The sequence below is a fragment of the Trichocoleus sp. FACHB-6 genome (assembly GCF_014695815.1).
GTDB classification, from domain to species: Bacteria; Cyanobacteriota; Cyanobacteriia; order Cyanobacteriales; family FACHB-T130; genus Funiculus; species Funiculus sociatus.
In genome coordinates this window covers 32637-52647 of the sequence record NZ_JACJOY010000099.1, presented here as the reverse complement: position 1 = coordinate 52647, position 20011 = coordinate 32637, and the positions used below count along the sequence as shown (strand labels likewise).

At 47.4% G+C, this 20011-nt stretch carries 19 protein-coding genes, 1 tRNA gene and 1 pseudogene; 17 read left to right on the top strand and 4 right to left on the bottom strand.

What is annotated here, in order from left to right; translation table 11 throughout:
• Positions 1-13 precede the first annotated feature (13 nt).
• The 15 genes and pseudogenes from H6F66_RS20385 to H6F66_RS20320 all read left to right on the top strand — a co-directional run bounded on the left by H6F66_RS20385 (position 14) and on the right by H6F66_RS20320 (position 13933).
• Positions 14-553, top strand: coding sequence for a DsbA family protein (locus tag H6F66_RS20385; RefSeq protein WP_190424677.1), 540 nt, complete (start codon positions 14-16; stop codon positions 551-553).
• A gap of 346 nt (positions 554-899) precedes the next feature.
• Positions 900-1631 carry a cupin domain-containing protein gene (locus H6F66_RS28560; protein WP_242019350.1) on the top strand — a complete coding sequence of 244 codons (732 nt, stop codon included), beginning with the start codon at positions 900-902 and terminating at the stop codon, positions 1629-1631.
• A gap of 124 nt (positions 1632-1755) precedes the next feature.
• On the top strand, positions 1756-2505 hold the full coding sequence (locus tag H6F66_RS20375) for an SDR family oxidoreductase (protein WP_190424693.1): 750 nt from the start codon (positions 1756-1758) through the stop codon (positions 2503-2505).
• Positions 2506-2553: 48 nt separating this feature from the next.
• Positions 2554-2943 carry a DUF302 domain-containing protein gene (locus tag H6F66_RS20370; protein WP_190424675.1) on the top strand — a complete coding sequence of 130 codons (390 nt, stop codon included), beginning with the start codon at positions 2554-2556 and terminating at the stop codon, positions 2941-2943.
• Positions 2944-3017: 74 nt separating this feature from the next.
• The gene (locus H6F66_RS20365; protein WP_190424673.1) at positions 3018-3668 is read left to right on the top strand and encodes an MOSC domain-containing protein; all 651 of its coding nucleotides are present in this window, start codon (positions 3018-3020) and stop codon (positions 3666-3668) included.
• Between the two features lie 224 nt (positions 3669-3892).
• The gene (locus tag H6F66_RS20360; protein ID WP_242019349.1) at positions 3893-6256 is read left to right on the top strand and encodes an alpha/beta fold hydrolase; all 2364 of its coding nucleotides are present in this window, start codon (positions 3893-3895) and stop codon (positions 6254-6256) included.
• 165 nt (positions 6257-6421) lie between these two features.
• Positions 6422-7417 carry an alpha/beta hydrolase gene (locus H6F66_RS20355; RefSeq protein WP_190424689.1) on the top strand — a complete coding sequence of 332 codons (996 nt, stop codon included), beginning with the start codon at positions 6422-6424 and terminating at the stop codon, positions 7415-7417.
• A gap of 224 nt (positions 7418-7641) precedes the next feature.
• Positions 7642-8031 (top strand): DUF6130 family protein, encoded by a 390-nt coding sequence (locus tag H6F66_RS20350; RefSeq protein ID WP_190424671.1) that lies wholly within the window; start codon positions 7642-7644, stop codon positions 8029-8031.
• A 222-nt stretch (positions 8032-8253) separates the two neighbouring features.
• A complete protein-coding gene (locus H6F66_RS20345; RefSeq protein ID WP_190424669.1) occupies positions 8254-9075 on the top strand; it encodes an alpha/beta hydrolase in 822 nt (273 codons plus the stop codon).
• A 562-nt stretch (positions 9076-9637) separates the two neighbouring features.
• A complete protein-coding gene (locus H6F66_RS20340; RefSeq protein ID WP_190424667.1) occupies positions 9638-10015 on the top strand; it encodes a hypothetical protein in 378 nt (125 codons plus the stop codon).
• A gap of 92 nt (positions 10016-10107) precedes the next feature.
• Positions 10108-10755 (top strand): cysteine hydrolase, encoded by a 648-nt coding sequence (locus H6F66_RS20335; protein ID WP_190424665.1) that lies wholly within the window; start codon positions 10108-10110, stop codon positions 10753-10755.
• Positions 10756-10988: 233 nt separating this feature from the next.
• Positions 10989-12377 (top strand): mercuric reductase, encoded by a 1389-nt coding sequence (locus H6F66_RS20330; protein ID WP_199295503.1) that lies wholly within the window; start codon positions 10989-10991, stop codon positions 12375-12377.
• 99 nt (positions 12378-12476) lie between these two features.
• The gene (locus tag H6F66_RS29050; protein WP_277873969.1) at positions 12477-12605 is read left to right on the top strand and encodes a hypothetical protein; all 129 of its coding nucleotides are present in this window, start codon (positions 12477-12479) and stop codon (positions 12603-12605) included.
• A gap of 52 nt (positions 12606-12657) precedes the next feature.
• Complete coding sequence (locus H6F66_RS20325) at positions 12658-12879, top strand: SDR family NAD(P)-dependent oxidoreductase (protein ID WP_347269412.1); 222 nt, start codon at positions 12658-12660, stop codon at positions 12877-12879.
• 374 nt (positions 12880-13253) lie between these two features.
• Positions 13254-13933: pseudogene (locus H6F66_RS20320) on the top strand (IS1 family transposase).
• On the opposite strand, the gene H6F66_RS20315 reads toward H6F66_RS20320, so the two are convergent.
• A complete protein-coding gene (locus tag H6F66_RS20315) occupies positions 13868-14242 on the bottom strand; it encodes a type I-MYXAN CRISPR-associated protein Cas6/Cmx6 (RefSeq protein WP_190424663.1) in 375 nt (124 codons plus the stop codon). The pseudogene H6F66_RS20320 and the gene H6F66_RS20315 overlap by 66 nt on opposite strands.
• Positions 14243-14431: 189 nt before the next feature.
• Between H6F66_RS20315 and H6F66_RS20310 the strand changes: the two genes are divergently transcribed.
• A complete protein-coding gene (locus tag H6F66_RS20310; protein WP_190424661.1) occupies positions 14432-15808 on the top strand; it encodes a TniQ family protein in 1377 nt (458 codons plus the stop codon).
• A gap of 157 nt (positions 15809-15965) precedes the next feature.
• Here the strand turns inward: H6F66_RS20310 and H6F66_RS20305 are convergent.
• Positions 15966-16037: transfer RNA gene (locus H6F66_RS20305), tRNA-Val, on the bottom strand.
• 118 nt (positions 16038-16155) lie between these two features.
• Here H6F66_RS20305 and H6F66_RS20300 point away from each other — a divergent pair.
• Positions 16156-16527, top strand: a complete 372-nt coding sequence (locus tag H6F66_RS20300; protein WP_190424659.1) for a hypothetical protein — start codon at positions 16156-16158, stop codon at positions 16525-16527.
• A 57-nt stretch (positions 16528-16584) separates the two neighbouring features.
• On the opposite strand, the gene H6F66_RS20295 is transcribed toward H6F66_RS20300, so the two are convergent.
• Together H6F66_RS20295 and recG are read right to left on the bottom strand one after the other, a co-directional pair.
• Complete coding sequence (locus tag H6F66_RS20295) at positions 16585-17526, bottom strand: DUF4351 domain-containing protein (protein ID WP_190424658.1); 942 nt, start codon at positions 17524-17526, stop codon at positions 16585-16587.
• Entirely contained in the window at positions 17523-20009 is a 2487-nt protein-coding gene (recG, locus tag H6F66_RS20290; RefSeq protein ID WP_190424656.1) for an ATP-dependent DNA helicase RecG, read from the bottom strand. Before recG ends, H6F66_RS20295 begins: the two co-directional genes overlap by 4 nt.
• Between the last annotated feature and the right edge of the window lie 2 nt (positions 20010-20011).

The window sequence follows — 20011 nt, the reverse complement described above, 5'->3', positions numbered from 1 at the left end:
CTAAGAGGTGCCAATGAGTCTCGGTGATTATTATAATCGGTTGCTTGTGCCAATTTCTGAACAAGATCATATTCAGGGATTGGTGAGCGCTTCAGTGGCACTCGTTGAATATGGTGACTATCAATGTCTTATTTGTGGCGAAGCTCACCAATTAATCAAGGCGATCCAGCAACAGCTATACGACTTATGCTTTGTATTTCGCCACTTTCCACAGCCGCAAATACATCCTTATGCCCAACGTGCAGCCGAAGCCGCCCAAGCGGCAGCCGCCCAAGGTCAGTTTTGGCAAATGCATGACATTTTGTTCACCCATCAACAAGAGTTAGGAAACGATCATCTTGTGGAGTATGCCAATAATTTAGGACTTGATATCCCTCAATTTCTGCAAGATATATCAAGTAAAGTACATATCAATCGCATCAATCAAGATATCGAAAGTGGATTAAACAGTGGAGTAACGGCTGCCCCAGCACTGTTTATTAATGAAATTCGCTATATCGGTCGCTGGAATATTGACCAGTTGATGGCAGCAATTATCACTGTAAGTAATTGATGTTCCTGGTTTTTAATCCTAACTAATGTCTCACTGAGGAAAATTTTATGACATCCATTCTATTACTGTTTAAAAATGGTTTTGAGTGCTATTCAGTTTTTAACTTAAATTTATTTTTTGGGCAATTCAGATATATAGTTGCACTTCAGGATGCTGAAATTGAACTTAACTTAAAACCTATCTTGGAAAACTTTCCTGGTTTAAATTAGCCGAACGTCAAAGAATAGGGATAGTTCATTCGGAATCAGGTGAAACACATTTGCACTGAGCTTGCACGATCAAACACTAGGAAACCCACTCTAGCAATGTGTTCTAAACCGTGAAGTTTAGATAGGGAGACAAACTAATGAACCGTGATCGGCAATACCTTTACTCCACTGCTATCGATAATCCTGAAAAGTTGCAAAGCCTGCCGCAACACCTCAACAGCTCCAGTTTGAATCATGTATTTACCCATATTGCACAAGAGGTTGCTCAGCGGCTTCAGTCATCTCATGATTTTCCAGTTAATCGAGACAGCAATCCTGATGAGGCGATAGCGATTCAAGCGATCGCACATTTGCAGCGATTGACCCCTCTGACTAATAAGGCTATTAAACATCAACTTTATAGCTATCCACAAGGAGAAAAGAGCAATCTTATGACACAATCTTTCTGGTTTTTTGGTTCTCGCCTCACCATCGTTGCTGACCATACCACGACCGGAGGTCAGTACGATCTAATTGAAGGCTACTTCCCACCTGGCTCACAGACTCCTCCCCATCGCCACACGCGCTATTCTGAACAACTCTATGTACTGTCCGGGAAGTTCACAGTGTGGGCAGGTGAGAACAAGGTTGTGCTAAGCGCGGGTGAAAGCTTCCTGATTCCGGTTGGCACACCTCACGTCGTCGCGGTGCTCGGCGATAAGCCAGCTCGTGGGTTGGTCGTTGCTGCGCCCAGTGCCTTTGCTCGGCTGATTGCAGCAGTGGGGACGCTGGATGAGACAGAATCATCGGACATGGAGCTAGTTGAACGCATTAGCGCTGAGATTGGCGACGAAATTCTGGGTGCGCCCGGAGATGTACCCCCCACATGAGGTGATGCGGGAAAACTTTTTAGCGCAGATCGTCAACATCAGGCTGCTCCTCATTGTTCTCGTGTTGAAAGCAACCCACCGCAAACTACTCTTTCACCCCTCAACAACCACAGGATTTATCATGATGAAAAAACTAGAAGGAAAAGTCGCTCTTGTCACCGGCGGTACCAGCGGCATCGGTCTTGCCACTGCTAAGCGCTTTGTCGCCGAAGGGGCATATGTCTTCATCACCGGTCGTCGCCAAACTGAACTTGATGCCGCCGTCAAAGCGATCGGTGAAAACATCACGGGTGTTCAGAGCGATGCCTCCAAGATGGAAGACCTCGATCGCCTGTTCGCCACGATTGAGCAAGAGAAAGGACACCTCGATGTGATCTTCGCCAATGCTGGTGGTGGAGAACTCGTTCCACTTGGAGCAATCACCGAAGAACACTTTGACAAAACGTTCAACACTAACGTCAAAGGTTTGCTGTTCACCGTGCAGAAGGCACTACCTCTGTTGCCAGAGGGCGCTTCCATCATTCTAAACGCCTCGACGACTACTACTATGGGTACCCCAGCCTTCAGCGTTTACAGTGCGACCAAAGCCGCTGTGCGCTCGTTTGCTCGCAATTGGACACTCGACCTCAAAGAGCGCCAGATCCGAGTTAATGCTATTAGCCCTGGTGTAGTTCCTACTCCCGGTTACAATCTCATGGGACTGAGTGATGAGCAGGTGCAGGATTTCGTAGCAACTGAAGCCAAAAATATCCCACTAGGACGAGTCGGCACACCGGATGAGATTGCCAAAGCCGTCGTCTTTCTCGCTTGTGACGACAGCAGCTTTGTCAACGGCATCGAGCTGTTTGTCGATGGCGGTATGGCACAGATTTAAAGTGCCCTAAAAATACCCATCACCAAAACCATAGAGGAGTTCGCTGCTATGAATGCAATTAACGGCATCATCAGTCAGCCCAGCCCATATTCAGTAACCGAAACCGTCGAGCGCTTAGAAGCTATCCTTCAGGCAAAAGGCATCACCATTTTTGCCCGCATTGATCAACGAGCTGAAGCCGAAAAAGTTGGACTCAGCCTGCGTCCGACACAGTTATTGCTGTTTGGCAACCCTGAAGCCGGAACACCGCTCATGGTGGCAGAACCGACGATCGCTCTGGATTTACCTCTGAAAATACTGGCATGGGAAGCGGCTGACGGTAAGGTATGGCTGAGTTACAACGATCCTAATTACTTAAAGCAGCGGTTCTCTCTCTCCGATGAGTTGGTCAAAAACATCGCGGTCATTGCACCTTTAGTCAATCAAGCACTCCGATAAGCAACTCATTCATTTTTTCGATATCCCATGTTGGCTGGCGTAATTGAATGCAATCCAAAACTTTGGAGCTAAAGATGAAACTCATCTCTGTCAACGTAGGACTTCCGCGTGAAGTGACTTGGAAAGGGAAAACAGTTACAACTGGAATTTTCAAAGAGCCAGTCAGCGAACGGGTGATGGTGCGATCGCTTAATTTAGACGGTGATGGACAGGCTGATCTCACCGTTCATGGCGGATTAGACAAAGCAGCCTATGTCTATCCGTTCGAGCATTACGATTACTGGCGAGGTGAATTGCCTGACACAGAGCTGCCGCTAGGCATCTTTGGCGAAAATTTCACGATTACTGGACTAAGAGAAGAGGAAGTGAATATTGGCGATCGCTTTCACATCGGCACTGTAAAACTGATGGTGACACAACCTCGCCTACCTTGCTACAAACTTGGGATTCGGTTTGGACGACCGGATATGGTTAAACGATTTCTCGCGAGTCGTCGAACCGGATTTTACTTTCGTGTTTTGCAAGAGGGCGAAGTCGGAGCTGGAGACACTTTAGAGTTGGTGAGTCGAGATGACAACAACATCACTGTTGCTGATATCACTCAACTTTATGTTCGCCAGGAAGACAATCCAGAGTTACTTCACCGTGCTGCTCAACTGGAAGCTTTACCCGAAAGTTGGCGCGACTACTTCCAGGAGCAAGGTCGTCGTCAGGATGTGAGATAAATTAACCTGTCGTAAAACTTCACCAGTTGAAGAAGGTTCTCTCAGCATGGCTTCACGTCCATCAGCCACTACTTATAGGGCACTTTCCTGTAACGATTGAAATAACTGGATGGAGATAACCTGTAATTACTCTTTGAGTTAAGATTTAAACGCTTTAAAGCCGTCTCTAACTTGTCGCTTAACTCAGCAAACTTCAGTGTTCTGAATCAAATGAATATTGAACAATGAGAACAACAGAACACCTGTTTCTCATACTTCTACAACGCATATATTCCATGACCACATATCGCACAGTCTCAATCGATGGTTTAGATATTTTCTATCGTGAAGCGGGTTCTCGCGACAACCCAACGATTCTGCTGTTGCATGGCTTCCCGACTTCCTCTCACATGTTCCGCAATCTCATACCTGCACTTGCGGATTCCTTCCATCTGGTTGCCCCTGATTACCCTGGCTTTGGCTATAGTTCCATGCCTACGGTGGATGAGTTTGATTACACATTCGATCGCCTTACCGAAGTAATGGCAGGCTTTATCGATGCGATCAGCTTGAAACGCTACAGTCTTTACTTGATGGACTATGGCGCTCCTATTGGCTATCGCCTTGCAACGCAGAATCCAGAGCGGGTAGAGTCGCTGATTGTGCAAAATGGCAATGCCTACGCGGAAGGGCTAGGTGATTTCTGGCAACCAATGCGAGCTTTTTGGCAGAACAAGACACCTGAGAATACCGAGCGGGTGCGTCAGGCTCTAGCTATCAAGGGCGCGAAATGGTATTACACCACTGGAGCGAGAAATTTAGAGTCCCTCAGTCCCGATACGTGGACTTTGGATGAAGCGCTTCTCGATCGCCCTGGTAACTCGAATATTCAACTGGCATTGAAGTACGACTATCAATCCAATTTGTTGCTGTATCTGCAATGGCAAGCCTACCTGCGTCAGTATCAACCCCCAACGTTAGTCGTGTGGGGCAAAAACGATCAGGGCTTTTTAGTCGAAGGAGCCTATGCCTACAAACGTGACTTGCAGAATCTTGAGTTTCATCTACTCGATACCGGACACTTTGCCCTGGAAGAAGATGGGGACGTGATCGCAGATCATATTCGCTGCTTTCTGACCACCCACGTTGTAGAGAACACCATGATCGACAGGACAACAACGACCGATCCCGATTTTGATGCCCGCGAGGCACTACGCCTGCTCGGTCCCGATCCCGAAAACTGGGTACCCGATCGCCCTGGCATCGATCACAATGTCACTATAATAGGTGGCAGCGGCAGCGGTAGCACCTTTGTATTTGCGCTACGCCGTGCTGGAATCGGTCGCGTGACGGAGATCGATGCAGCCGATGACGAGGCTCATGCAGGCGTATGGCTGACGCGAGCGCGGATGAAAACGCTCCGCACGCCGAAAAATCTGCCTGGTCCAGAACTAGGCATCCCAGAATTGTCCTTTCAAGCCTGGTACGAAGCTCGGCACGGTGCGGCAGCCTACGCGCAGATCGATCGCATTGAGCGAGTGGCTTGGGCTAAGTACCTCAGTTGGTATCGGCAATTCCTCGGTATCCAGGTTCGTTACCGGACGAAGTTGGTGCGGATTGAGCCAGATGCAGGTTTCTTCCGCCTACACCTTGAGGTAAACGGTGTCCCGCAGGTAGAAACTACGCGCAAAATTATCTTCGCCAATGGCGTGGCTGGCACTGGTGGTCCATACATACCTCCAGTACTGGCTGACTTACCACGCACGCTGTACGCACATACCGCCGATGCCATCGATTTTGAAGCACTGCGCGGTAAGACTGTGGCGGTGCTGGGTGCGGCGGCTTCAGCTTTCGATGCAGCAGGAGTGGCGTTGGAATCGGGAGCTAAGGCAGTACACCTATTTGTACGGCGGTCAGAGCTTGCATCTCTGTCAGTACTGCGGGTACGGGACTACCCTGGCGCTTACGACAATTATCCTCAATTACCCGATGCAGCCCGCTGGTTCCAGGCTTGGCGCTTTCATCAAGCAGGCATCGCACCACCACCGAACTCGATTAAGCGAGCGCTCGCCTTCCCGAACTTTCACATCCACCTATCTGCACCTTGGAAATCGGCACGGAAAATGGGTGATCGCATTGCTATCCAGGTGAACGATGATGTTTCCGAGTTTGATTTTGCGATCGCTGGCACTGGTTACTTCGTTGACCCAACAAAGCGTCCCGAACTAGCCGACTTTGCCCAGCATATTGCCCTCTGGCGCGATCGCTACGAGCCACCAGAAGACCTGCGCGACGACAATTTGGGGATGCACCCTTACCTCGGTAGCGCCCACGAATACCAAGAAAAAGTACCTGGCACTGCCCCTTATCTGAAAGACATTCACGTATTTAATCCTGCTGGTTTGGTCAGCTTCGGCTTGCCAGTTGGTGACATACCTAGCATCCGCCGCGACGTACCTGCAATAGTATCGTGCATCAGTCACGACTTGTTCTTTGAGGACTGGGCGCATCATGAGGCACGTATCACAGGCGATATTGCCCCCGAGTTTGAGAACTCGCTCTATGCTCCTGCGGTGTGGAAACAACCGAGCGGGGCAGCGACGCGCTAGGTTAACAACTTTTTCACCAGTAACAAATAGTTCTGGCTGGGAAACGATGTCAGTAGAAAGTGATTGCCATTCCACAATCACTGCTCTTCAAGCAACACTGTTAAATCAATTCACTTAACAGTGTCATTTCAACAGATTGTTTACTACTTATCAAAGGAGAATGTCATGGTTGCTCAAGTAAACTCGCCAGCCGCAAAAATTTTGGAAGTTGCAGATGATCCACGTCTTTCCAAAGGGGTGAAGGAATTTTTGAACGTGCTGAATTCAGGAGGTGCGGCGCTGGAGACACTCACTCCACTCGAAGCACGTCAGGTTTTTGTTGATGCACAAGCTTCTGTTCCAGTAGACCTTTCTGGTATTGAGGAGTCTGAGAAGACGATTTCTGCTGATGGTTATTCGATTACACTCAATATTGTGCGACCTGAAGGTGTCAAAGGCACATTGCCTGTTTTCATCTTTATTCATGGCGGCGGTTGGGTGCTGGGTGATTATCCAACGCACAAGCGTATGGTGCGTGAGCTCGTTGTGCTTTCAGGGTTTGCGGGTGTCTTTGTTAACTACACTCGCACGCCAGATGCCCAGTATCCACAAGCGATTAATGAGATCTATGCCGCAACCAAATGGGTTGCTGAGCATGGTGAGGAGATTGGTGTGGATGGCAAAAATTTGGCAGTTGTCGGCAACAGTGTTGGCGGGAATATGACAACAGTAACTGCTTTGAAGGCGAAAGAAAACGGAGGACCACACATTAAGCTACAAATCATGATGTGGCCGATCGTCGATGCGGATTTTGAAACAGATTCTTATCAACAATTTGGCGAGAAACGTTTCCTGACCACATCTTTGATGAAGTGGATGTATGACCTCTATACGACTGACCCAGAAAAGCGCAAAGAAATTTATGCCTCTCCCCTACAGGCTACTGTTGAGCAATTGAAAGGATTGCCTCCGGCGTTAATTCAGGTTGGAGAAAGCGATATCTTGCGTGATGAAGGCGAAGCGTATGGACGCAAGTTGGATGAAGCCGGGGTAAAAGTGACAACCGTGCGTTACAACGGCATGATTCATGACTTCGGACTGCTTAATGGTTTAGCCGAGGTTCCGGCAGTTCGTTCTCTTTTTGTCCAAGCAGCCGCTGAACTGAAGAAATATCTGCAATAGGAAATGATCGCTTCTTTGACTGCCGATTACAATCAATCCTCGTTCTTGTCGGTTTCAGAGATTACAGGCTTGAAACTACTCTGACTTATTTAATCCCCATTGTCTAAGTCAGAGATAGTTAATCTCTCATCACGGCTGCAATTCACCCCTGCCTAATTCGGGCAAAGGATGAATCATCTCGAACATTCAACTTCATAAGGTCAATTCTCAAGTACCTGACAGCTATGGACAATCACATCCCAAGCGCCAAGGATATTGTCGGTCCATCCCCATTGATCGCGATTGAAAACGAAGCACCAGCGAAGCTGATTGTTGATCCACCACTTCCCGAACCGCTGTCCCAGGGTCGCGTCTTCATCCAGTATCGAACCGAGAACCTGCGGATGTTGCCGGTGTTTGGTAAAGGTGCCCTTGATGTATTGCCACGCCTTGGTCATGTCCACATCACTGTTGACGACGCACCCTGGCACTTTGTTGACACCAGCGGCGAAACATTGATCCTGGTCGGACTGGAACCTGGTCCACACAAGGTGCTGATTGAACTAGCCGACCCTACACACAAAGTAATCACCAGCGAAACAGTGACGTTCACAATGCCCGATCTTAAGCGATGAGTCAGGTCTGTGAAATCAGGACTTACGCACTAACGCCACATATAGTAGGGGCGCATAGCTGTACGCCCCTACTGATGGCGCTTTAAAGCTCAATTTGCGTAAGTCCTATGAAATGATGCGATCGACACTTCGCAGCGCTTCGTTATCGCAACCCACATCCGTCAATTTCTCACATCACGGTTGCAGCCTATACAACGAAATGAATTCAAAGGAAGTCACAACATGAATATGCTCACCTTCAGGAACGGCATTCGCCTGCTTCTGATTGTCATTCTCTTTTTAGGAACCATTACAATCACTTCTCTGGGAGCCATCATGAATACTGCCAGCGCACAAGCCAATAAGCCTACGATCGTGTTCGTCCACGGCGCATTCGCCGAGTCTTCCAGTTGGAACGGGGTATTGACCAAACTGATCACAAAAGGTTACCCGACGGTTGCTGTGGCTAATCCCCTACGTGGCGTCAAAAGCGATGCAGACTATGTTGCTAGCGTCCTTAAAGACATCAACGGTCCCATCGTGCTGGTTGCACATTCCTACGGAGGTTCGGTAACGACCAATGCGGTTAATGGTAACAACAATGTGAAAGCACTGGTCTACGTTGCTGGCTTTGCTCCTGAGGAAGGCGAGACTGCCGCCGAACTCTCAGGACGTTATCCGGGCAGCACGCTCACGCCGACCCTCGCGCCGCCGGTTGTCCTGCCCGATGGTGGCAAAGACCTGTATATTCAGCAGAGCAAGTTCCACGCCCAATTTGCTGCTGATGTGCCCGCTAACGACGCGCAACTGATGGCTAGTACCCAGCGTCCGATTATGGAAGCCGCGTTTAATGAAGCCTCCGGCACGCCTGCATGGAAGTCCACCCCGTCCTGGTTCATCTATGGCGATCGCGACTTGAACATTCCGGCGGCGGTGCATTCTTTCATGGCGAACCGCGCCAGCTCCAAGAAGACGATCATAGTAAATGGCGCTTCACATGTAGTAATGGTTTCCCATCCAGACGCCGTTGCCGAGATCATCGAACACGCTGCAACCGCGCAATAAAGCAGTGTGAACGCATCGCGGATACATCGGAATCGCTGTGCTCTGCTGGTGGCAGGGGGAAGCAAAGACATGGGCAAAGGCTGAGTACAGAACAAAACTTGCAAATGCTGATAAGGAAAGGGGTTCATGAGAATTACCACATTCCCCTCTTTTGAAAAAGTGTATCTTTCAATAACCGAAACCTGACCTTTTCAGCGAATTGGGCTAATCCGGGGAAGATGAACCACAGTGACTTCCCAGCGAACACTGAATACTAATTTTATTTAAGACCATCGCAACGGATTAAAGCTGTGTACTACTTCACGACGATTTAAAGCTAGGCACCGAAATATACGAATACGGAAAAACGTTTCCGTTAAGCTGCTGCTGTTTAACACAACGGATGGTATAGAGGGAATTATCTCAGAAGGTAAAGCCATAGCCACTTAATCTATCACCGATAATTCTCAACAGTAATTTGAGTTTGAGTAAAGACACCTTTCTCGTCAATTCGGAATTAATGTTGAAGCAATTCAATATGAACGATTTCAGTCTAATTAGTTTTACAACACTCTTGAAAACCATGAAAACACTACTGAAAATATCCGCGTTACTCCTGGCTCTGCCCATCAGTGTCTTAGCTAATTTTTCCTTAAGAGCGTCTGCTGATTCTACTGCTGGCATCATCCTGAGTACGAAATGCCGGGGTGGCTACAACATTAATATTTGGCAGAATCATACTTCTGGTAAACTGCTGTATCGCGCGACCAGTCCCAACGGGAATTTAAGTTTGGATGGAGGAACTAGCCAAGCGACGGAAGGTGTTCGGGTGTATAGGTTTCGGAATGGAAATTATGAATATTGGGTGTGGGATGGCACGTTAGATAACCCGCAGTCTGGAACTTTAGAGGTGTATAAAAATAATCGTATCTTAATGCAGCGAACTTGTATGAAAAATTAAATCCTCTAGCGCGTGTTAAGCACTTTTTTAAAACCCAGTTGCGTTAGTGCCAGAACAAAGAGAACCGTGAACATCAACAAGCGAAGAGAGACATGAACATCAATAACAATGACACCGCAGTAGTCGTTATCGATCCGCAAAACGATGTCTTGAGTGAAACAGGGGTTTCCTGGGACTTGGTGGGTAACAATGTCAAGGATAACAAGACCGTCGAGAACATTGAGCGCATCTTCAAAGCCGCAAAGCAGAATGAATTTGAGGTTTTCATCTCCCCCCACTATTACTACCCCACCGACTATGGCTGGAAATTCGCCGGAACCGTGGAGCAAATGATGCTTAAATCCAGGGAGTTTGATCGCAATGGTGCGTTGAGCCTCGATGGTTTCTTGGGTTCTGGTGCTGACTGGCTTGAGCGCTACAAGCCCTTTATCGAAGATGGCAAGACAATCGTGGTCAGTCCCCACAAAGCTTACGGACCGCAGAGCAATGACCTCGTTTTACAACTGCGTAAGCGCAACATCAGCAAAGTCATTCTGCTCGGAATGCTGGCAAATATTTGTGTTGAAGCTCACCTACGCGACTTGATTGAACAGGGATTTGAGGTGCTTGTCATCAAAGACGCAACGGCTGCCCCTCAACATCCGGAACTGGGCGATGGCTACAAGGCAGCACTGATTAATTTCGGGTATATCGCCAACGCCGTTCTGTCTACGGACGAGATTGTAGCAGCAATGGCATGACCCTATCAACGATGCTAATTACACAGGAGTTGCACTTGCAGCTCAGAAAAATTCAAGTGGAAATGGTGTTTGTCTAATTGGTTTTACCACATATCCAGCAGGAATCATGAATACACAGGTGATCGCAATGATAGTTCTTACATGAAAAAAGTTCAAAGATTTTTGCTGTTAGCTCTGCTGTGAAGTAATCCCAATCGCCGAATGAAGTAACGCCAAACGCAAAGGAGATTGAAATGGATACCCAATACTACGACGACATTATTATCGGCGGCGGTAAAGCAGGTAAAACACTGGCACCTGCACTAGTCGCGGACGGACGCAAAACCGCTCTGGTGGAACGTAGCTTAAACATGATTGGTGGCTCGTGCCCTAATATTGCCTGCATTCCCAGCAAAACGATGGTGGCAAGTGCACAGGTGGCAAATACTGTGCTTCACAGTGCTGCCTATGGCATCAAGACGGCACCGCCAACGGTTGATATGGCGGCAGTGATTGGGCGCAAACGATCAGTCGTGCAGTCCCTGCGACCAATCAATCTCAACAAGTTGCACACCGCATTGGGGGACGATCTGATCATTGGCACCGCTCGCTTTGTGGCACCTAAAACGATTGAAGTGGCAACATCTGAGGGTACTACTCGCTTACTCACCGCAGAACGATTGTTTATCAATACAGGCACGCGACCGTTGATTCCATCCGTGCCGGGACTCAAAGAAGCTGGGTTTTTGACCAGTGAGTCGATCATGGAATTGGAAGAGTTGCCTGAGCACCTAATCGTTCTCGGTAGTGGCTACATTGGGTTGGAGTTTGCCCAAATGTTCCGGCGCTTTGGCTGTCGCGTCACTGTCATTGGGCATAGTGAGCAAATCCTGTCACAGCAAGACCCAGATATTGCGATCGCGGTGCAAACGCTACTGGAACGAGACGGCATTGAATTCTTGCTGAAGGCGAAGGTGTTAAGGGTCGAGCGTTCTGGCAATGCAACTAAACTTCTTCTTCAAGTCGCTGCTCGGGAAATGGAACTTCAAGGTTCGCATTTGCTTGTTGCCGTCGGTCGTATACCAAACTCCGATGCCTTAAATCTAGCTGCTGCTGGTGTAGCAACCGATGAACGCGGATTTATTCAAGTCAACGATCGCTTGGAGACCAACGTACCGAATATCTGGGCGTTAGGCGATATCAATGGGGGACCGCAATATACCCATGTAGCGTTGGACGATTATCGGATTGTCAAAGCGAATCTGATTGATGGCGGCAACCGCAGCACGCGCGATCGCTTGGTGCCATCCTGTTTGTTCATCAATCCAGAACTGGCTCAGGTGGGTCTGACCGAAACCGAAGCGCAACAACAAGGGTATGCGATCCGAGTGGCGAAGTTGGATGCCTCAAACATTATGCGAGCGGTAACAGAGGGTCAAACTGATGGACTGATGAAGGCGATCGTCGATACCGAGACGGGTCGTATTCTGGGGTGTTCACTCTTGTGTCATGAAGCGGGTGAAGTGATTTCGACGGTGCAGATGGTGATGCAAGCTCAGATGCCTTACACCGTTCTGCGTGATGCAGTGTTGACTCATCCTACGATGACTGAAGGGTTAAATATGCTGTTTTCAAAGGTGTAAGAAGGCAGTAAGTGCAGACACCTCACAATTTTTTACACCCGAGTGAGGCTGCTAATGACAACCATCTAAATTAACCCCAACAAGTTATCCGACAAGAGAGTGCTGGTTACAGGCGGAACTAAAGGCATGGGCAAAGCGATTCTCCAAGGGAGAGGCTACGCCAACGCCAAACGTCTGAGGCAAGCTGGTGTAACAGTCATCAAAACCGACCACTCAAAGCAATCATGAACTTCAATCGCCGGATTTATTTATTCAGTCTGACATCAGCACGCCTGATGGAGTGGAAAAAGTTGTCAAGGAAGTGTTTGCTCGTCTCGGCGGCGTGGACATCCTTATCAATAATGTTGGCGGTTCTTCGGCACCTAACGGTGGCACACTTGCCCTAACTGATGATGATTGGCAGCAGACATTCAATGCTATATTTGTTCACCGCTGTCCGCTTAGAGCAGGCATTTCTATACCAGATGCAGCAAGCCGGTCACTACACCGAGAGATGTTGTAAGGCGTTGAATACACTCTAGTCGCGCATTCTCCTGTCCTATCTCTCCGCTAACGGGCTGGCATTTCTCTTACAACCAACGCCAACCGCCCAAAAACTTAAGCCGAAATCTCACTTATAAACCTATCCAGTGCCTTTTTCATCGCTGTCAATTTGTCCAAGCGCACATCTGCAAACATGTGCTCACATCCATAAAATCCCCCTACAACTAAAACGAGCAATCGCATCCTTTATCAACACGCTTTTTAGCTAAGCAAGGATTTATCATCTGTTTGATATGCTCAAGAAATACCCTTGGAATCCAATCAAACCAACTGTTCTCAGCGTTGATTGGGCGTTGCATAATAGGGAATGATGTAGAGCCGAGGTAAGCCCCGATGAACTGTCCTCACTGCGCCAGTGACAAAGTTGTCAAAAATGGGCATCGCAATGGCAAGCAAAGTTACCTGTGCCGAGACTGCCGTCGCCAATTTCGAGACAATCCCCAACTCGGCTACAGTGCACAGGTCAAAGCCCTTGGCGTCACTATGTCGCTCAACGGCATGGGATTTCGAGCGATCGAGCGCGTTACCGGCATCAACCATAATAGTGTGGTCAACTGGGTGCGCCAAGCTGCGGCAGCGATCCCTCAGGAGAATTACGAGATTCCCGAAACAGCCCAACTCGATGAGTTGGAAACCTTTGTAGGTCAAAAAAAACAAAATTTGGCTATGGACGGTGGTGAATACAAAACATCCCGGCATCCTCAAGTTCGTGGTGGGTGATCACTCTCTGGAGACCTTTAAGCCTTTGTGGCAGATCGTGAAGGGTTGGGCTTGTTTTCTATACATCACCGATGGTTATAAGGTGTACCCTTGCGTGATTGAGGATGGAGACCATTTGGTCAGTAAAACAGCGATGACTCGGGTCGAAGGGGATAACTGCCGGTTACGGCATTACAAGCGCCCGATTGCATCGCAAGACGTTGTGTTATTCCAAATCGGTTCAGATGTTAACTACCTCCGTTCGACTGCTCATCTACTATCTCAAGCATCGTCAGATCCCAGCATTTACTTGAATCATTCTCTATTGGGCAACGCCGGTTTTGACCAATACTAAAAGTTTGTCCAGCTAGAGATTCGTAGATGAAGGGGATTAGGTCTACAGGAAGGCGTATTTGCAACTTAGAACGTTGCGTGAGACAAAGTTGTTTGGTGGCGGATTCGGGAATGCCTGCGATGGGATGAATACTGATGTTATCTAGTTCATGGATAGCAGGACAGATACGGGAAAGAGCCGAATAGACAATGTAGGCATTATCAAGTGGAAGGCTTTGTCCTGTTAGGGAAAAAACCAAGTCTATATAGAGAGACTCCTCAGTTAACATGACTCATTCTCTTTGATGTTTTAAGAGTACAGTAGAATGTTATAGAGGTAAAACTTTGAATTTTTGAGGAAAAGATAATTAAGTGTAAGGTAACTGACTAAACGAAATTGATTTACTCAAAAAAATTATAACTTCTTTGCAAATCTAAAACTTTTCGTCAATAACGGTTTAGTGAATTTAATAATTAAGATGATAGTTGACCATCATCCTGAAGAATTATGGAGTATAGAAAAGCCTCAGTTACCTAAACGTAGCCGTCTTTACCATTTACCGCCCGTAGGAATAGGAACTCCTTTCATAGAGAGCTTAACTAGCTACATTGCTCGACTGGCAGAGTCTCATAGCGTACTCCCCAGTGTGTTGATATCCAAGGAAATCACGCCCTATTTGAAGAAAGTTTTTGCTAAAAGACTTTCCAGCAGAAGGTTACGAGCTTTGTTTGATCGCGCTAGAGCTTTGAACGGCACCGGAGATATAGCAATGGATTTTGTCCAAGCGCTGGAAACGCTAACGCTTCGGAGTGATTTATGCTTTCTGACTCTGCACAGTTGCGCTTCCGTCATTCCACCACGAGGCTTATTCCGTCCTTACAAAGCATGGTGTCCTGCTTGCTATCAAAAGTGGCGCTTATCGAGGCAAGTTGTCTATGAGCCTCTCCTTTGGGTAATCGAAACAATCAAGGTATGTCCCCAACACCAGCAACCTCTTTGCTTGTACTGTCCTCACTGTCACAAACAGCCTCCCCTGCTAGAGTGGCACTCACGTTCCGGGTACTGCTCGATTTGTGGCAAATGGTTAGGGAGCGTTTTTGATTCTTTTGCTTGTAGTACCTTATCTCCAGAGGACTTAAAAAAGGAGATATGGGTAGCGGATAGCATAGGAGAATTGATTACTGCCGTACATAGCCTCTCATCTCCACTGCTGAGGGAAAACGTAGCGAAAGGCATGTGTGCAGCCATAAACCTTGCTACTAAAGGGAATATCGCCGCCTTCGCTAGTCTTTTGGGAATTCCTAAAAATACCCTATGGATGTGGCATACCGGGAAAGCTTTGCCCCAACTTAATGCCCTTCTAAGAATTTGCTATCGCTTGGAGATATCTTTACTCGACTTCCTTACACCTGAAAAAATGGTAGCTAAGTCTTTGAAGCTCAGCTTACAGGAATCTACCCAGCGATCACACAACAAAAGAGTATCTCCCAAGCCATTCGATTCAGACAGAGTAGAAGAGGCTCTACAGGCAACGCTTGCCAGTGATGAGAAGCCCCCACTGACTATGAAAGAGGTGGCTGAACGTTTGGAGTATAACAGACGGACAATTTCTCAGCACTTTCCTGACTTGTGTCGCGCCATTTCTGCTAAATCCCTTCGCTACAGAAAAGCCGCGCAGGAGAAAAAGATAGAGCAATCTTGTGAGCAAGTGCGGCAGATTGCGCTCAAGCTCCATATTGAGAATGTGTATCCCTCTGAAGGTCGTGTATCACAACTAATGACCAAACCAGGAGACTTACGAACCAAAAAAGTCCGGGCAACCTTGCAGGAATTGCAATCTGAACTGAGTAGGTAAGCAGATAGTAGCCCAATCAAGTTCTAAAACTACTGCCCGAACGCTCAACAAGCTACAAGCATAAGTTGACCAGGGAAAATCACAAGCATAAAATGACCATTGTGGACAACTTATGGTTGTAGTCACAAAACAATTAGTCACTCTACAACTAAATATATGGGCGATACTGGATTTGAACCAGTGACCCCATCCGTGTGAAGGATGTGCGCTACCACTGTGCTAATCGCCCAAGCTTTCCAAGTATATCACAGGCATTCACAGCCAACAACTATTTTTAATGTTGAAGCCTCTAAGCAATGTTCAATTAACCTAGTTTTTATGGGGTATATGAACATCAAGGAGAAGGAATGCCTGAAAATAGCGGAATCAATATCAATACTGCTGATAGCATCAACCAAGAGGTGACAAATACCGTTGAACAGTTACCGGAGTCCAATCAAGGCGGTTTACCTGGAATCAGGGAATTGCTAACTCAATTGCAAACAGTAATTCAGGCTGAGGATAGCTTGCAGCCAGACAAGAAAACGAAAGCACTTCAGCAAGTGCAGATTTTAGCCGACGCCGGGAAAAATCCTCAAGTATCCCAACACCAAACGCAAGCAGAAACAGCTATGGGTGTTTTGAGAGAGATAAGCGCCGAGTTACCCAAGACGACTACTTTAATTACAACGTTTAATCAAGTATTGCCTAACATAGCCGAGATATTCGGTTTGGGATGAAGCCAACAGATCGCTTTAAAAGTAGAACGCGATCGCGTTCTACTTTTAAACCCAAAATTAACCCTTTGGGTGACTTTCTAACCAACTCACCAAATCTGCTGTATCCGCAAAGTCTAACAACGCCTCAGCTAAATCTTCTAACTGGGTGAGAGATAACTGGCGAATTTGCTCTTGCAACTCAGGCGCAACTGTACCAATTCGACGGTTGAGTAGCCGCATAATTACTGCCAACTCTCCCTCTTGTCTACCCTCTTGTCTACCTTGTTCCAACCCTCGTTCTATCCCTTGCTGCATCCAACTGGTAACGATTTCCATAACTACCTCAATTTCAACTGGTTCAAAGGAAGCAATCTCAGCCTGAAAAATTTCTTCTTCTGCTGTATTCAACTGGAGATAAGTATCAACAAACCCAGAAATCATTTTCATCTGTGCTGGATTTAGTCGCAGAGTTGCCAGCAGGCGCAGACATTCTGATTTAACTTTAGGACGGTCTTCAGGCGCTATGTTCATTTTAGCCATCAGCGCACTGGCTAGTGGATTTTGGTGTTGCAGAAAATCTCGCCAATTCAGGCGATTTAATTGAATCAGCTGATAGTTAAACTCCAAAACCACTGTATCGGGAAATTCTACCCGGTGAAAGTTTGGCTGTGGAAGTTTGGGAGAATTGTACGAAAAGATAGCGATTGGATACACGGGGATGGCAAATTTTTCATACAACCGGGCGAAGTAACGAAACATTCGCCGCCCAAAATCTGCTTGTGGTTGAGCTTGGTGTTCTAAGTGGATTAGAAAGTATGATTCTTGTTCTCTGAATCTAGCCTTTACTAATAAATCAGCTTCATATTTTTCGCCAGCCGTGACATCAGTATATATTTCTTTTGGTTCAAAGCTGATTGAATTTGGTTCCAGATAAGCAACTATGTCTGGAAAGAATAACTCTAGAAATTCTGTAAAAAACTCAGTGAGTAGTTCTTTAAATAAACGGTCATGGTCAATCATGTTAAAATCGCGCCACCCATTAAGCGCTGGTAGCGATAGTCTAACGCAGCTTTCATTAAAGGATGTTGCTCTAATTTTTTATCTTGCAATATCACCTTTTCAGCTGCATCCCGCGCTATATTTAAAACTTCTTGATCTTCCACTAAACTTGCCAAAGCTAAATCTTGCACCCCAGACTGGCGAGTACCTAGCACTTGACCGGGGCCGCGTAACCGCATATCCATTTCAGCAATGAAAAAGCCGTCTTGGGATTGTTCCAACACGTTCAACCGATAACGTGCATCTGCGGTTTTACTGCTGCTCATCAAGAGACAGTATGATTGGTGAGAACCCCGACCGACGCGGCCCCGCAACTGGTGCAACTGAGATAAGCCGAAACGCTCCGCATTTTCAATTAGCATCACCGTAGCATTAGGCACATCCACCCCAACTTCAATCACGGTAGTGGAGACAATGATCTGAGTTTGGTTGTCGCGAAATAAGTTAATTGCCTCGTCTTTCTCGGCTGAAGTCATACGGCCGTGTAGCAAACCTACCTGAAACTGGGGGAAAATGCTCTCAGAAAGGCGCTGATGCTCCTCCACTGCTGAGCGCACATCCAGCTTTTCTGATTCTTCAATTAAGGGTAAAACGATATACGCTTGCCGTCCCTGAACGATTTCGCGGCGGATCAGGTCATAGGCGTTGGTGCGTTCCCTCCCGGTTAAAACTGTGGTGTGTATCGTCTGACGGCCGGGTGGTAGTTCGTCAATCTGACTGACATCCAAATCTCCATGCACTGTTAGCGCCAAGGTTCGGGGAATCGGGGTGGCTGTCATAGTTAATACATGGGGCTGTTCGCCTTTTTGCTGCAAAAGCGCCCGTTGTTCTACACCAAAACGGTGTTGTTCGTCAATTACTACTAAACCCAGCTTATGGAAATTAACTTTGTCTTGAATTAAGGCATGAGTACCTACTAATAGAGGTAATTCTCCTGTTTCTAATTGGGAGTGAATTTCCCGACGTTTGGCGGTTTTGGTGGAACCTGTCAGCAGTTCTACTGGTAAGTGTAGGAGGTTGAACCAACCGACTAATTTGCGGTAGTGCTGTTCTGCTAAAACTTCCGTGGGAGCCATCAACGCTGCTTGGTAGCCGGATTGAATGGCGGCAAGGATGGCAATTACTGCTACAACAGTTTTACCAGAACCGACATCCCCTTGTACCAACCGATTCATTGGGCTGGATGATTGCAAATCGTTCAGTATGTCGTTAAGGACTCGCTGCTGGGCGTTGGTTAGCTTAAAAGGCAAAACTTTGTGGAATTGCTCGATGAGTTTACCTCTGGGAGCTAAAATTGCACTTGCTTGCTTTTGGCGTTGGGCTTGGCGACGCATGAGGAAACCCAACTGAAGGTAGAAAAATTCATCAAAGACTAAGCGACGACGGGCGGCTTCCTTGGCGGCACTGTCTGGGGGAAAATGGATATTAGCGATCGCTTCGGGTAACTTCATTAACCCATACCCATCCCGCAAAGCAGCAGGTAAAGGGTCTTTTAACTGTTTAGCAGCAGGCAAAGCGGCAATTACTGCACTCCTGACCATATCAGCCGCCACACCCTCAGTGAGCGCATACACTGGCACCACCCGACCAATCGACATAGAATCAATCGTGTCTCCTGGGTGTGCCAAAACTTCCATTTGTGGTTCTTCCAGAGTAATACCGTATTGACTCTTTTTCACCAAGCCAGATGCCGCCACGATTGTTCCCACCGGATACCGACTCTTTTGACCTTCCTGCCAGCCGCGATTGCTGTAGCGATTGCCCGCAAAAAAGCGGCTGAGGGTGATTTGGCCGGTTCTATCTTTCAGAACCACTTGGAAAATCGTTAATTTCTGGTTTTTCGGACTACTAAAGCACGTACAGCGCTTTACAGTTCCCACCACTGTCACCGTCTCGCCTGCTTCGAGTTCGCAGATATTCACTTGGCGGGCATAGTCGATGTGGTCGCGGGGGTAGTAGAAAAGGATATCCCGCACCGTCTGTAAACCCAGCTTGGCTAAATATCCGCTTTTTCTCACCCCCACATCCGGCAAATGCGAGAGTTGTTGGTCGAGAGATACGCCTACATTAGACTGAACTAGGGGAGCCGTTAGCGGGGCTTTGTAGTTGGGGTTTTCAATAGTATATTGTTCCCTATTTTCCCTTGTTTGTTCTTGGATTTGTTTGTTGCTAGATTGTTGCACCTGGTGAAGAAACCGCCGAGTTTCTGCTACCAAATGTTGTCGTTCTTCAAGTGGGAAGTCAGGATAACGGGCAAATTTGTTTGCCATTTCTTGCCACCTGCGCCGTTCTATAGGTATCAAGGTAGCTGGAGGTTTGCCAAACTCCAAACACAAGAATTCACTGAAACGATATTGTTTTCCCATCAAGTCCGTGAAGCCCCGTTCTGCTTCAACCGCCAAGGCTTTTTGCAATCGCAACCAATCCGGTGATTCTGTTTCCATAC